This is a genomic window from Variovorax sp. J2P1-31, from assembly GCF_030317215.1.
Taxonomy (GTDB): domain Bacteria; phylum Pseudomonadota; class Gammaproteobacteria; order Burkholderiales; family Burkholderiaceae_C; genus Variovorax.
The window spans coordinates 1860497-1874168 of the sequence record NZ_JASZYA010000001.1 but is presented as its reverse complement, the minus strand read 5'-3'; the positions used below and the strand labels follow the sequence as shown (position 1 = coordinate 1874168).

At 70.5% G+C, this 13672-nt stretch carries 14 protein-coding genes; 3 read left to right on the top strand and 11 right to left on the bottom strand.

Going from position 1 to position 13672, the window contains the following annotated elements:
- Positions 1 to 51: 51 nt before the first annotated feature.
- Both QTI20_RS08660 and QTI20_RS08655 read right to left on the bottom strand, forming a co-directional pair.
- A complete protein-coding gene (locus QTI20_RS08660; RefSeq protein WP_286548441.1) occupies positions 52 to 831 on the bottom strand; it encodes an oxepin-CoA hydrolase, alternative type in 780 nt (259 codons plus the stop codon).
- 25 nt (positions 832 to 856) lie between these two features.
- Complete coding sequence (locus QTI20_RS08655) at positions 857 to 2377, bottom strand: 3-hydroxyacyl-CoA dehydrogenase (protein WP_286548442.1); 1521 nt, start codon at positions 2375 to 2377, stop codon at positions 857 to 859.
- Positions 2378 to 2522: 145 nt separating this feature from the next.
- On the opposite strand from QTI20_RS08655, the gene QTI20_RS08650 reads away from it, so the two are divergent.
- Positions 2523 to 4736, top strand: coding sequence for a type IV pilus assembly protein FimV (locus QTI20_RS08650; RefSeq protein ID WP_286548443.1), 2214 nt, complete (start codon positions 2523 to 2525; stop codon positions 4734 to 4736).
- Between the two features lie 46 nt (positions 4737 to 4782).
- Here QTI20_RS08650 and QTI20_RS08645 read toward each other — a convergent pair whose 3' ends face one another.
- From QTI20_RS08645 to lexA, 3 genes are all read right to left on the bottom strand, one after another.
- Entirely contained in the window at positions 4783 to 5790 is a 1008-nt protein-coding gene (locus QTI20_RS08645) for a D-2-hydroxyacid dehydrogenase family protein (protein ID WP_286548444.1), read from the bottom strand.
- A 132-nt stretch (positions 5791 to 5922) separates the two neighbouring features.
- Positions 5923 to 6291, bottom strand: a complete 369-nt coding sequence (locus QTI20_RS08640; protein ID WP_286548445.1) for a hypothetical protein — start codon at positions 6289 to 6291, stop codon at positions 5923 to 5925.
- A 120-nt stretch (positions 6292 to 6411) separates the two neighbouring features.
- On the bottom strand, positions 6412 to 7086 hold the full coding sequence (lexA, locus tag QTI20_RS08635) for a transcriptional repressor LexA (protein WP_286548447.1): 675 nt from the start codon (positions 7084 to 7086) through the stop codon (positions 6412 to 6414).
- Positions 7087 to 7158: 72 nt separating this feature from the next.
- On the opposite strand from lexA, the gene QTI20_RS08630 reads away from it, so the two are divergent.
- The gene (locus tag QTI20_RS08630) at positions 7159 to 8151 is read left to right on the top strand and encodes an asparaginase (RefSeq protein ID WP_286548448.1); all 993 of its coding nucleotides are present in this window, start codon (positions 7159 to 7161) and stop codon (positions 8149 to 8151) included.
- 24 nt (positions 8152 to 8175) lie between these two features.
- Here the strand turns inward: QTI20_RS08630 and adk are convergent, their stop codons facing one another.
- The 6 genes from adk to QTI20_RS08600 all read right to left on the bottom strand — a co-directional run bounded on the left by adk (position 8176) and on the right by QTI20_RS08600 (position 12005).
- Complete coding sequence (adk, locus tag QTI20_RS08625; RefSeq protein WP_183023638.1) at positions 8176 to 8832, bottom strand: adenylate kinase; 657 nt, start codon at positions 8830 to 8832, stop codon at positions 8176 to 8178.
- A 124-nt stretch (positions 8833 to 8956) separates the two neighbouring features.
- Positions 8957 to 9727: a 3-deoxy-manno-octulosonate cytidylyltransferase gene (kdsB, locus tag QTI20_RS08620; RefSeq protein ID WP_286548449.1), complete on the bottom strand. Its 771-nt coding sequence runs from the start codon at positions 9725 to 9727 to the stop codon at positions 8957 to 8959.
- A gap of 55 nt (positions 9728 to 9782) precedes the next feature.
- Positions 9783 to 9965, bottom strand: a complete 183-nt coding sequence (locus tag QTI20_RS08615) for a Trm112 family protein (RefSeq protein WP_183023640.1) — start codon at positions 9963 to 9965, stop codon at positions 9783 to 9785.
- Positions 9946 to 10926: a tetraacyldisaccharide 4'-kinase gene (gene lpxK, locus QTI20_RS08610; protein WP_286574175.1), complete on the bottom strand. Its 981-nt coding sequence runs from the start codon at positions 10924 to 10926 to the stop codon at positions 9946 to 9948. The genes QTI20_RS08615 and lpxK overlap by 20 nt, the downstream gene beginning before the upstream one ends.
- 1 nt (position 10927) lies before the next feature.
- Entirely contained in the window at positions 10928 to 11353 is a 426-nt protein-coding gene (locus QTI20_RS08605) for an ExbD/TolR family protein (RefSeq protein ID WP_286548452.1), read from the bottom strand.
- A gap of 19 nt (positions 11354 to 11372) precedes the next feature.
- Positions 11373 to 12005: a MotA/TolQ/ExbB proton channel family protein gene (locus tag QTI20_RS08600; RefSeq protein ID WP_183023642.1), complete on the bottom strand. Its 633-nt coding sequence runs from the start codon at positions 12003 to 12005 to the stop codon at positions 11373 to 11375.
- Between the two features lie 312 nt (positions 12006 to 12317).
- On the opposite strand from QTI20_RS08600, the gene xseA reads away from it, so the two are divergent.
- Positions 12318 to 13628: an exodeoxyribonuclease VII large subunit gene (gene xseA / locus QTI20_RS08595; protein WP_286548455.1), complete on the top strand. Its 1311-nt coding sequence runs from the start codon at positions 12318 to 12320 to the stop codon at positions 13626 to 13628.
- Positions 13629 to 13672 lie beyond the last annotated feature (44 nt).

Here is a 13672-nt window from a genome sequence, read left to right as displayed (position 1 = left end):
CTGTCGGAGACTGAAAGGGGCAAAGATGTCCCGGGAGCGACGCGTGGAGCGTCAGGCGTAGCGGGGTTTCTGCTTGGCGAGGAAGGCCTCGATGCCGATCCCCGCGTTGGGATGGTGCAGGTTGCGCACGAACTGGTCGCGCTCCTGCGCGAGCTGGGTCGACAGCGCGTTGCCGCGTGCCTCGTTGAGCAGCTCCTTGATGCTGGCCAGCGCATTGGGCGCCTTGCCGTCCAGGTGGGCCGCCAGCCGCAGCGCGGCCGACAGCGCCTGGCCGGTGTCGGCGAGTTCGTTGACCAGGCCGGCCGCATGCAGGCGCGGCGCGGCGATGCGCTCGCCGCCCATGAGCCATTCGGTGGCCAGCTGGCGCGGCAGCGCCTGCGCCAGGTGCCAGCTCATGCCGCCGTCGGGCGAGAGGCCGACGTTGATGTACGAGGCGGCGAACACCGCATCGCGCGCCGCCACCACCAGGTCGCAGGCCAGCGCCAGCGAGAAGCCGGCGCCGGCGGCCGCGCCCTCGACCGCCGCGATCACCGGCTTGGGGAAGGTGCGGATCGCGTCGATCCAGTTGTGCAGGCCTTCGATCGACTCGGCCTGCACCGAAGCGGGCTGCTGCCGGTTGGCCTGCAGCCGTTGCAGCGAGCCGCCGGCACAGAACCACGGGCCTTCGCCCACGATGACCACGCTGCGGATGTCGGCGCTGTTCTCGGCGCCGTTGAGGGCCTCGACGCCGGCCGCATAGATGGCCGGATCGAGCGCGTTGCGCAGCGAGGGGTTGGAGAGGGTCAGCACCATCGTGCTGCCTTCGGTCGTGCTCTTGAGTTCGGCGGTCATGCTGTCTCCGGTCCGGTCTATGGCTTCATTCTTCTTCGTGCATCAGGCTCAGGCCCAGCGCGCCGCGCCGGCGCAGCCAGGGGCTCGGGCGATAGCGCGGGTCGCCGTAGACGGTCTGCAGGTTGAACAGCACCTCCAGCATGTTGGTCGGGCCGTACAGGTCGCCCATCGCGAGCGGGCCGCGCGGATAGCCCAGGCCCAGGCGCACCGCGGTCTCGAGGTCGGCCGGCGAGCAGACGCGCTGCTGGCACATGTCGGCCGCGATGTTGACGATGGTGCCGACCACGCGCTGCGTCACGAAGCCGCCGCTGTCGCGGATCACGCTCACCGCCTTGCCGTCGCGCGCGAACAGGGCGTGCGCCGCATCGCGCATGTCGCGCCGGGTCGCGGGGTTGGTGGCCAGCACGCGGCGCTTGGTCGCGGCATCGTCGATCATCAGGTCGATGCCCACGGTGCGCGTCGCATCGAGGCGCTCGACCGCGGCCACGGTGGTCACGTCGAAGCCCAGCGGCGCGATCAGGATCAGCGCGAGCGAGGAGGGCGCGGCACCGGTTTCGATCTGCGCGCCCAGCGTGTGGACCAGCTTGAGCAGCTCGGCGCGGCGGGCCGCGCGCGGCGACACCCAGACCGGCGGCAGCACATCGACCGTGGGCGCTGCGGGTTCGGGCGCGACCTGCGCCGCGCCGTCCACGTAGCGGTAGAAGCCTTCGCCGGTCTTGCGGCCCAGCGCGCCCGCGGCCAGGCGCTGCGCGGTGATCACGCTGGGGCGATAGCGCGGCTCTTCGTAGTACTGCCGGTAGATCGATTCCATCACCGGATGCGAGACGTCCAGCGCCGTGAGGTCCATGAGCTCGAAGGGGCCGAGGCGGAAGCCGGCCTGGTCCCTGAGGATGCGGTCGACGGTGGCGAAGTCGGCCACGCCTTCGCCGACGATGCGCAGTGCCTCGGTGCCGAAGCCGCGGCCCGCATGGTTGACGATGAAGCCCGGCGTGTCCTGGGCCTGCACCGCGCTGTGGCCCATCTGGCCCGCGTAGCCCGCCAGTCGCGTCAGCACGGCGGCGTCGGTCTTGAAGCCCGCGACGACTTCGACCACCTTCATCAGCGGCACCGGATTGAAGAAATGGAAGCCGGCGATGCGTTCCGGGTGCGCGAGCCCGGCCGCGATCGCGGTGACCGAGAGCGACGAGGTGTTGGTCGCGAGCGTGGCCGACGGGGCCACCAGGGCTTCCAGTTCGCGGAAGAGCTGGCGCTTGACCGCCATGTCTTCCACCACGGCCTCGATGACCAGGTCGCAATCGGCGAGGGCGCCGAGGGACTCGACGGCGTGCAGCCGGTCGCCCAGCGCAGCCAGTTGGGCGGCATCGAACTTTCCCTTTTCGTGCAGCTTTTGCCACTGGGCGATCACGGCGCCGCGGCCGCGTTCGGCCGCGCCGGCGAAAGTGTCGAAAATCAGCACGGTGCTGCCGGCCTGCGCCGCGATCTGGGCGATGCCGCGGCCCATGGCGCCGGCGCCGACCACGGCCACTTTGGAATAGTTCACAATCATTTTGATAAAGATCCGGTGTGTAATGGGTAGCGTGACAAACGTGTCAAAATGTGTTTACTTTAGGTTGCCTTCTGGGTTCATCTTGCACTTTCACAAACTCGCGGCGCCCCTGTTTTTACTCGGCTTTGCCCTGCCCTCGATCGCATTGACGCTCGGCCAACCGCAGGGTGCCGCGTGGGTCGGGCGTCCGCTCGACCTCGTGATCCCGGTGACGCTGGCCGAAGGCGAGAGCCGGGATGCGCTGTGCGCGGAAGTCGAACTCCTGCAGGGCAGCACGCGCGTCGACGATCGACGCGTGACTGTATCTGCAGGCGCGGGCGCTTCGCCGGGGACCGCGCGCCTGCATGTGCGCTCGAGCGTGCCCGTCGACGAGCCGGTGCTGCAACTGACCGTGCGCGCCGGCTGCCAGATGAATTCCTCGCGCCAGTACGTGCTGCTGGCCGACATGCCTTCCGATGTGGGCGTCGTGGGCGGCGCGGACACGGCCGTCGCGCGCTCCCTTCCCTCCGTCGGTGCCCGCAGCGAGCCTTCGGGCGGCGCGCGCGCGGCTGGGTCTTCCTTCGCCGCGTCCGGCGATGCCGACAGCGGTGTTTCCGCGCCGTCGGCGCCCCGCGAGCGCGCCCGCGCGCCCGCACCGCGGCCGGCCACGGTGCGCAATCGCAACGCGGACGCGGGCGAGGCCCGCCGGCCCGTGCAGCGGGCCGCCGCGCCGCGCCGCGCCGTCGCATCCGCCAAGCCGCCCGTGGTGGCCTCCACCGTGCCGGCCGCGCCGGCCGTTGCCGCCGTGCAGCCGCCCCAGCCCGTGGCCAGCGGCGCGCGCCTGCAACTCGAAGGGCTGGATCCGGCCTCGGTGCGCAACCCCGCGGCCGCGGCCTCGGCGCCGGCAGCGGGTGCGTCGGCGGCGGCACCGTCGCCCGCCCAGGGCGCTTCGGCGCCGGCGGCCGTCGACGCGGCGGCTGCGGTGCCGCCCGACGAGCTTCAGCGCGCCAACGAACGCCTGCAATCCCTCGAGGCGACGCTCAAGTCGCTGCGTGAGCAGAGCGCCCAAAACCAGCGCATGCTGATGGAGATGCGCAGCGAACTGGCCGAAGCGCGCGACAGCCGCTATGCCAATCCGCTGGTCTACATCCTGGTGCTGCTGTTGCTGCTCGCGCTCATCGCGCTGGCCCTGTTGTACCGCCTGGTACGGAACGGCGGCGATCGGCCCGCGTGGTGGGGCGATGCGCCGATGCGGGACGACGGCGGACCCAGCAGCATCGCGCCCGAGGCGGTCGAGCCTCCCGCCGCGCCCTCGGTGCACGGCAGCCTGAATGCCGACCTGCGGCCGGCCGTCCTGTCTGCCGCGAGCGCATCGGTCGCATCGGTCGCCGAGCCCGTGGCGCACAGCGTGCATTTCGACGACACGGTGCCGCAGTCGCTGGAGCAGTCCGAGCCGCCGGCCCGCTATGTCAACACCGAGGAGCTGTTCGACGTGCAGCAGCAGTCGGACTTCTTCGTCTCCCTGGGCCAGCACGACCAGGCCATCGCGGTGCTCAGCGAGCACATCGCCGACAACCCGGAGACCAGCGCGCTGGCCTACCTGGACCTACTGCGCATCTACCATTCGCTGGACCGGCGCGAAGACTACGCACGGGTGGCCAGCGAGTTCGAGCGCGCCTTCAATGCCGAGGTGCCGGTGTTCGATCATTTCGCCGAAGCGGGCAACGGCCTCGAGCACTACCGCGAAGCCCTGGCGCGCATCGAGGCCGAGTGGCCCGGGCCGGACACCCTGGGCCTGATCGAGGAGCTGGTCTTCCGCAAGCCCGGCGCCCGCGGTGGCGACGAGAGTTTCGATCTGGCGGCCTATCGCGAACTGCTGCTGCTGTACTCGGTGGCCAAGGAGGTCATCGACCCCCACAGCGCGCCGCCGACGCCGGTGACGCCGCTGTCCTTCCTCGACACCCACGATGCGGGGCTGGAATCGACCATGCTGGCGGTCGACCTGCAGGCACGTCACGAGATGCAGGAGACGCAGCCCGATGCGCTGAGAGACGCCGCGGTCACGGTGCCGGGTGCCTCGCTGCCGTCGATCTACGGCACGCTCGACGAGGGCCTGGCACGCGAGACGGAATTGGCGGCCATCGGGCGCGCGCAGCGCGAGGCGGCCAACGGAATCATCGACTTCGACACCACGCTGCTCGCCACGACGACGCCGGCGGCGCTGGAGCCGCAGGACCCTTCGCAGCGGCCGACGCCGGCGCCCTCGGATTGGCTGTCGTTCGACATCGACACGCCGGCACCGACCGCGCCGCCGGACCTGCAGCTCTTCGATCCCGCCACCGAGGCCGAGATCGCCCCCAAGCCCAAGCGGCGGACCTGAATGAACGGCGCCACCGGGCCCGCGGCGCGGGCGCCGGGGCGGCGCCTCAGCGTCGGACCTGCAGCGCGCCCGGGTTCACGATGTTCGTGGGGTTGCCGCGGATGAAGCTCACGACGTTGTCGAAGGCCTGGCCGAAGTACTGCTCGTAGCTGTCCTGCTCGACATAGCCGATGTGCGGCGTGCAGATGCAGTTCTCCAGCCGCAGCAGCGCGTGGCCCTGCAGCGGCGGCTCGCTTTCGAACACGTCGATGGCCGCCATGCCGGGGCGCCCGCGGTTGAGCGCCGCGAGCAGGGCATCGGGCTCGACCAGTTCGGCGCGCGAGGTGTTGACGAACAGCGCGGTCGGCTTCATGCGCGACAGGTCCTCCAGCGTCAGGATGCCGCGGGTCTGGTCGTTCAAGCGCAGGTGGATGGTCAGCACGTCGGCGGCGGCGAAGAAGGCCTCGCGGCTGGTGGCGACCTGGAAGCCGTCGGAGCGCGCCTGGTCCCGGCTCTGGTCGCGGCCCCAGATCAGCACCTGCATGCCGAAGGCCTGGCCGTAGCGCGCCACCATGCGGCCGATGCGGCCGTAGCCCCAGATGCAGAGCGTCTTGCCCTTGAGCACCGAACCCAGGCCGAAGTTGGGCGGCATCGAAGCCGACTTGAGGCCTGCCTGTTGCCAGGCGCCGTGCTTGAGGTTGCTGATGTACTGCGGCAGGCGGCGCATGGCCGCCATGATCAGCGCCCAGGTCAGTTCGGCCGGCGCCAGGGGCGACCCGCTGCCTTCGGCCACGGCCACGCCTTGTTCGGTGCAGGCACCGATGTCGATGTGGTTGCCGATGCGGCCGGTCTGCGAGATCAGCTTGAGCTTGGGCAGCTTCTCGATCAGTTGCCTGGAGATCTGGGTGCGCTCGCGGATCAGCACGATCACGTCGGCATCCTTGAGCCGTACCGACAGCTGGCCGACGCCCCTGACTGTGTTCGTATAGACCTTGGCGGCGTAGGCATCGAGTTTGGCCGCGCATTGCAGTTTGCGCACCGCGTCCTGGTAGTCGTCAAGAATCACAATGTTCATGGCGTGCCATTGTGCCTCGCGTCATCCGAAAGCATGCGCATGCCATGGCACCGACCACCCGTAACCGGATGCACGGGGCCATGGAGGGTGTCGCGCGCCGACGGCCCACGGCCGCGGCGCTGGCGCTGCCGCTCAGTGCAGCGCGTGCGGCTTGTGCATGTTCTCCGCCGCCTCGAGCGCGGCGAGGCGATCGAGTTCGGCGCAGACATCGGCCAATCGGCCCGAGATCACCACGCGCCCGGCGCGCCGGCCCGGCTGCTGCGCGTCGACCGTGCGCACCACGCGGAGCGGGCGCGTGACGCGCGACGCGGCGGTGGCCGTGTGCGGCGCATCGTTGTTCTTGGCCGTGCAGGAGGGCCGCACCGCCACATAGTGCAGGTCCGAGCGGAGGTCGATGCCGCCGCCATTGCCGCGGCGTGCGCGTTGCGCCGGCATCCAGCGGGTGGCCAGCGATTGCAGCGGCGACAGCAGATCCACGAAAGTGAGCAAAACGAATCCCATGCGAACTCCAGAAGTCAGAGGTTGAACACAGGCAGGATTGCGTCGATCCGGCTGCGACAGGGTGATGGCCTCATGCCATACGCCCGCCACCTGGCGCAGCCGTTTGGATTTGGAAGAGGCCTACATCAGCATCGTGTTGCGGATGAGCCCGACGGCCAGGCCTTCGATCTCGAAGGGCTCGCCGGGCTGCACCACGATGGTCGGGTAGTCGGGGTTTTCGGCGTGCAGCTCGATCACGGTCTTGTTGCGCTTGAGCCGCTTCACCGTGACCTCGTCGCCGAGCCGGGCCACCACGATCTGGCCGTTGCGCGCCTCCTTGGTGGACTGCACGGCCAGCAGGTCGCCGTCCATGATGCCGGCGTCGCGCATCGACATGCCGCGCACCTTGAGCAGGTAGTCGGGCTGGTGCTGGAACAGCGTGTTCTCGACGTAGTAGGTCTGGTCCACGTGTTCCTGCGCCAGGATCGGCGAGCCGGCCGCCACGCGGCCGACCAGCGGCAGGGCCAGCTGGGCCATGCCCGGCAGGGACAGCGAGAACTGGTTGTCGCGGGACTGGTTGAGCGAACGCAGCGCATCGCCCTTGAGCCGGATGCCGCGCGAGGTGCCGCTGAGCAGCTCGATCGCGCCCTTGCGCGCCAGCGCCTGCAGATGCTCCTCGGCGGCGTTGGCCGACTTGAAGCCGAGCTCGGCCGCGATCTCCGCACGCGTCGGCGGCGCCCCGGTCCGGGCGATGGTGGCGCGGATCAGGTCCAGAATCTGCTGCTGACGGGCGGTAAGCTTGACGGCGAACTGCATGGTGAATCTCCTTGGCGCTGTCTGTTTATCCAGTGCCTGTATTTTTAAACAGTTTTCCGGACTTTGCAAGCCATGGTGACAAAAAGTGAAACGAGCCCCTGCGTGGTGGTGCTGGGCACCGGCGGCACGATCGCCGGGCAGGCGGCCTCCGCCGGCGACAACCTCGGCTATGTCGCCGGGCAGATCGGGGTGGAGGCGCTGGTGCGGCAACTGTCCCTGCCCGACGGATTGGCGCTGAAGAGCGAACAGGTCGCCCAGTTGGACAGCAAGGACATGGATTTCGCGGTGTGGCAGGCGCTGGCGGCGCGCTGCAACGAGTGGCTGGCGTGCGACGAAGTGCTCGGCGTGGTGATCACACACGGCACAGACACGCTCGAGGAAACGGCCTTCTTCCTGCACTCGGTGCTGGCGCCCACCAAGCCCGTGGTGCTGACCTGCGCCATGCGCCCGGCCACCGCGCTGGCCCCCGACGGGCCGCAGAACCTGCGCGACGCGATCGCGGTGGCCGCGATGCCGGGCGCGTCCGGCGTGATGGCCGCCTGTGCCGGCACGGTGCACGGCGCCCTGGATGTGCAGAAGGTCCACACCTACCGCCTCGACGCCTTCGCTTCGGGCGATGCCGGTCCGCTGGGCTATGTGGAGGAGGGGGCCGTGCGCTGGCTGCGCCCAGGGCCGGCGCGCGAGGACGAGGCGGCCGCGCGGCTGGCGCGGGTCGGGCGGACGGCCATCGCGGACTGGCCGCGTGTGGAGATCCTCATGAGCCACGCCGGCGCGGGCGGGCGCTTGGTCGAGGCCTTGCTGCAGGAACGTCGCTCAGGCGCCGCCGATGCGGTGCAGGGCCTGGTGCTGGCGGCCACGGGCAACGGCTCGCTGCATCAGGCGCTGGAGGCTGCGGCCGTGCAGGCGCAACAGGAAGGCGTGGCCGTGCTGCGTGCCACCCGTTGCAGCGAAGGCCGGATCCTGGCCACGCCGCATGCGGCGCTGCGCGATGCCGGCGCCCTCACGCCGGTGAAGGCACGCATCGCCCTGATGCTGGAACTGCTGCTGGCGGCGCCGGAGGCGTGAGCCCGCGCCGCCCGGCGGATTCGATCAGTTGCCCAGGGCGGCCAGCGCGCGCTGGGTGATCTCGTCGACCGTGCCGACGCCGCTGATGGCGCGGTACTTGGGCGCGAGCGCCGGCTCGGCCTGGGCCCAGGCGGCGTAGTAGTCCACCAGCGGGCGGGTCTGCTGGCTGTAGACGTCGAGCCGCTTGCGCACGGTCTCTTCCTTGTCGTCTTCGCGCTGGATCAGGTCCTCGCCGGTCGCGTCGTCCTTGCCTTCGACCTTGGGCGGGTTGAACTTGACGTGGTAGGTGCGGCCCGAGGCCGGATGGGAGCGGCGGCCGCTCATGCGTTCGATGATGTCGCTGAAGGGCACGTCGATCTCGAGCACGTAGTCGAGCTTGACGCCCGCCGCGCGCATCGCGTCGGCCTGCGGCAGGGTGCGCGGGAAGCCGTCGAACAAGAAGCCGCTGGCGCAATCGGGCAGCGCGATGCGCTCCTTCACCAGGTTGATGATCAGGTCGTCGCTCACCAGCGCGCCTGCGTCCATCACGGCCTTGGCCTGCAGGCCCAGCGGCGTGCCGGCTTTGACGGCGGCGCGCAGCATGTCGCCGGTCGAGATTTGCGGAATGTTGTATTTGCGGCAGATGAAAGCGGCTTGCGTGCCTTTACCTGCGCCGGGGGCGCCCAACAAAATCAGTCTCATGGTGTCCTCGGACGGTTCTTAGATTTCTGTCACGCCGTGCACGCCAAAGCGGCCCTCTGCAAGACGGAGTTGCTTCGAGGATAGCATGCGTTTTTCGTGACGAAATGCCGCGCGGGACAGGGACTCAGCCGCTGGCGAAGAGGGCGCGCACGCGCGCCAGGTCCTCCGGCGTGTCGACGCCCGGTCCCGGGTTGTCAGCGCTGACGTGCACCGCGATGCGAAAGCCATGCCACAGCGCACGCAACTGTTCCAGCGCCTCGGTGCTTTCGACCGGGGCCGGCGGCAGGCTCGGAAAGCGCCGGATGAAGCCGGCGCGGTAGCCGTAGATGCCGATGTGGCGCAGCGGCGCCGGGTCGCGCGGCAGGGCCGGCGCGCCTTCGAGCGCCGCGCCGTCGCGCCAGCAGGGAATCGGCGCCCGGCTGAAATAGAGCGCGTGGCCGCGTGCGTCGAGCACCACCTTCACCACGTTGGGATTGGCGAACTCCTCGGTGCTGCCGATCGGGTGGGCCGCCGTGCTCATCACGGCTTCGTCCTGCGCCGCCAGCACCCGGGCCACGGCGTCGATCAGCGCGGGGTCGATCAGCGGTTCGTCGCCCTGCACGTTGACCACGATGGCGTCGTCGGCCAGCGCGAGCTGGGTGCAGGCCTCGGCCAGCCGGTCGCTGCCGCTCGGATGGTCGGTGCGCGTGAGCAGGGCCTCGACCCCGTGCGCGGCGCAGGCCTCGACGATGCGGCGGTCGTCGGCCGCCACCACCACGCGCGTGGCGCCCGAGGCGCGCGCGCGCTGGGCCACGCGCACCACCATCGGCAGGCCGCCGATGTCGGCCAGGGGCTTGTCGGGCAGGCGCGTGGAGGCCAGCCGCGCCGGGATCAGGACGGTGAAGGGAACGTGCATGGTGACGACAGGAGAAAGGTGCGAAGACCGGAGGGCCGCGGCGCCGCGGCGGCCTTCAGAGGCCGAGTTCTTCGTCGGAGAGCGTGCGGGCTTCGTTTTCGAGCAGCACGGGAATGCCGTCGCGCACCGGATAGGCCAGGCGCGCGCTGCGCGAGACCAGCTCGCGCCGCTCGGCATCCCATTGCAGCGGCCCCTTGGTCACGGGGCAAACGAGCAGTTCAAGAAGCTTGGTGTCCATCGAGCGATGATAGCTGCGCATCCAGTGCCGCGAGGAAGGCCGGCTCGGGCGTGAAGCAGAGCGGCACGGCCAGCGCGTCGGGCTGGTGGCGCCAGAGCTTCACCGCGTCTTTCTCGGTGCACAGCACCGTGGCCCGTGCCGCCGGAACCGGCGCCCAATCCTCGAAGTCATGGTGGTCGGGCAAGGCGATGCAGGACGACGGTGCCAGCCCCTGCCCGCGCAGCATCTCGAAGAAGGCTTCGGGCTTGGCGATCGCGGCCACCGCGATCAGCGGGCGGTCGCGCAAGGCCGACAGCGGCACGGACGTGCCGTCGCTGCGCAGTGCCACGTCGGCCAGCGCGCGCCGTGCCGTGTAGCCCGCGAAGGCCGGATGGGCGCCGGTGTGCAGCACCAGGTCGGCGGGGCGCGGCCAGGGCTCGCGCAAGGTGCCGGCGGGCAGCAGCCAGCCGTTTCCGATGCCGCGGTCGTCGAACACGCAGATCTCGATGTCGCGCGCCAGCGCCAGATGCTGCAGCCCGTCGTCGCTGACGAGCACGCGGACCGCCGGGTAGGCCGCGCGCAGGGCCCGCGCGGCCTCGATCCGGCGGCGCGCCACGAACATCGGGGCGCCGGTCGCGCGCCGCACCAGGGCCGGCTCGTCGCCCACGTCGCGGGGATCGCTGTCGGGGCGGACTTCGCGGCAGTCGTCGGTGCGCCGGCCGTGGCCGCGCGAGATCACGCCGACCGCGATGCCGCGGGCCTGCAGGTGCTGCACGATGGCCATCACCACGGGTGTCTTGCCCGCGCCACCGGCCACCACGTTGCCCACCACGATCACCGGCACGTCGATGCGCTCGGTGGCGAGCCAGCCGAGCCGGTAGAGCGCGCGCCGCAGCGCCGCCAGCGCGCCGAACAGCAGCGAGACGGGCCACAGCAGGCACGCGAGCGGGCCGCGCGTGCGCCAGGCGCGCTGCAGCGCCAAGTCAGCGCCCCGCCTGCGCGGTCGATTGGGTGGCGAAGGTGATCTGCATCAGGCCCGCGCGGCGCGCGGCCTCCATCACCGTGATCACGCTCTGGTGGGCGGCACTGGCATCGGCGCTGATGATCACCACGGCCTCGCGGTTGCCGCCGGTCGCGGCGCCCAGGGCGGCCGTGACCGTCTCGACGTTGCGGTCGGGCAGCACATTGCGGTTGATCGAGTAGCGGCCGTCGGCCGACACCGCGACGATCACCTCCTTGGGATGGTCGCGCTGCGCATCCACATCGGCCACCGGCAGGCGCAGCGGCATCTCGGTGAACTTGCTGTAGGTGGTCGAGAGCATCAGGAAGATCAGCACCACCAGCAGCACGTCGATGAAGGGGATCAGGTTGATCTCCGGCTCGTCGCGCGAACCGTGGCGGAAATGCATGCGGCCGGGCTTCATCGCGTCACTTGCGCAGGGCGTTGAGGTGCCGGGCGAAGCGCTCGCCGGCGAGCTCGAGGTTCATCAGGTATTCGTCGACGCGGGTGCGGAAGTAGCGCCAGAAGATCAGCGTGGGAATGGCCACGATCAGGCCGAAGGCCGTGTTGTAGAGCGCGATCGAAATGCCGTGCGCCAACTGGGCCGGGTTGCCCGAGCCGACCGCGCCGCCGGCCGGCGATTGCGCGCCGAAGATCTCGATCATGCCGATCACGGTGCCCAGCAGGCCCAGCAGCGGCGCCGCCGAGGCGATGGTCGCCAGCGCCGGCAGCCAGCGCTCCAGCCGGTGCGCCACGGTGCGGCCCGAGGCCTCCATGGCCGCGCGCAGGTCGTCCTCGGCGCAATGCGGATTGGCGTTGAGCGCGCGAAAGCCCGCGGCCAGCACCTCGCCGAGCGCCGAGTTCTGTTCGAGCTTGGCCACCACGTCGGGACCGGGGACCGTGTTGCGCGAGACCGTGATGGCCTCGTCGAGCAGCTTGGGCGGCATCACGCGGGAGGTCTTGAGGCTGCTGAAACGCTCGATCACGAGCGCCAATGCGAGCACCGAACAGGCGAGAAGCGGCCAGATGGGCCAACCCGCAGCAACTATGATGGAAAACAAGGAATCCCTCCGGCCCGTGGACTGCAAATGCGCGGCGATTATCACCGAGCGGCGTGTCGCGACGGCGGTGGTCCAGCCGTAGGCGGCGACGCACAGTTTCTGTGGATAACTTTGTGATTAACTGCGTGGGCAACGGGTCCGGACCCGCATGAACAGGCCCTGTCATTGATTCGACTTAATTTTGAGCAGCTATTTCCCCTTTCAAATCAATGAGTTGCACCACAACCTGTGCGTGCCTGGGACGTCTTCGTGCGGGGCGTGGTCCTCGGCACCCGACTGTGGAAGAGTGACGCCGGCGGGCGCGCCCGCGGCATGAACGGCCGCGACAATCCCGCGGGAGCGGGCCCGCGCATCTGGGCCGTCGGCGCCTTGTGCCACGCGGTCGCCGATGCGCTCGATGCACGCTTCAACCCGGTCACGGTGCGGGGCGAGATTTCCGGCTTCTCCCGGGCCGCCAGCGGACACTGCTACTTCTCGCTCAAGGACGCCAGCGGCCAGCTGCGCTGCGCGATGTTCCGGCGCGCGGCCAGCCTGGTCGACTTCTCGCCGCGCGAGGGCGACCAGGTCGAGGTGCGCGGCCGGCTGGCGGTGTATGAGCCGCGCGGCGACCTGCAGCTCATCGTCGAGAGCCTGACGCGGGCCGGGCAGGGCGCGCTGTTCGAGCAGTTCCTGCAGCGCAAGGCCATGCTGGAAGCCGAAGGCCTGTTCGACCCCGCGCGCAAGCGCGCGCTGCCGACCCTGCCGCGCTCGATCGGCCTGGTCACCTCGCTGGGGGCGGCGGCGCTGCACGACGTCGTGACCGCGCTGCGCCGACGCGTGCCGCACATCCAGGTGGTGCTGGCGCCAGCCGCGGTGCAGGGGGCTGCCGCGCCGGCCGAGCTGGTGCGCGCGCTGCGTTCGCTCTATGCGATGCCGGCACCGGTCGACGTGATCCTGCTGGTGCGCGGCGGCGGCTCGATCGAGGACCTCTGGGCCTTCAACGACGAGGCGCTGGCCCGCACCATCGTCGAGAGCCCGGTGCCGGTGATCAGTGGCATCGGCCACGAGACCGACTTCACCATCGCCGATTTCTGCGCCGACCTGCGAGCGCCCACGCCCACCGCGGCGGCCGAGCTGGTGTCGGCGCCGCGCGAGGTGTGGCTGGGCGCGCTCGAGCTGATCGAGCAGAAGCTGCGCGATGCCGTCGGCGGGCGCCTCGACGCGCTCGGCCAGCGGCTCGACCTCGCCGCCGGCCGCATGGGCCGGCCTTCGACCGCGGTGCTGCGCCAGCAGATGCGGCTGACGCACGAGGCCCAACGGCTGCGCTATGCCGTGGCCGCGCAGCGCGAGCGCCTGGCGCTGCGCCAGCAGGCGGTGCAGCAAGCCTGGCCCACGGCCTGGGCCAAGGGCGCGAAGGCGCAGGCCGAGCGGCTCGACCGGCTGGCCGCGCGGCTGCGGCTGCTCGATCCGGCACAGGTGCTGCAACGCGGCTATGCCTGGCTCGAGAATGCGCAGGGCCAGGCGCTCACGAGCGTCGCGCAGGCACAGCCCGGCGAGGCGCTGCGCGCGCGGCTGGCCGATGGCACCCTGGACCTCACGGTGACATCGCGCACGACGCGGCGTCCGCCGACGCAGGGGCATTGAATCCTTTCTAGAATCCCCGAGTCCTTCAACCAACCCACGAGCAA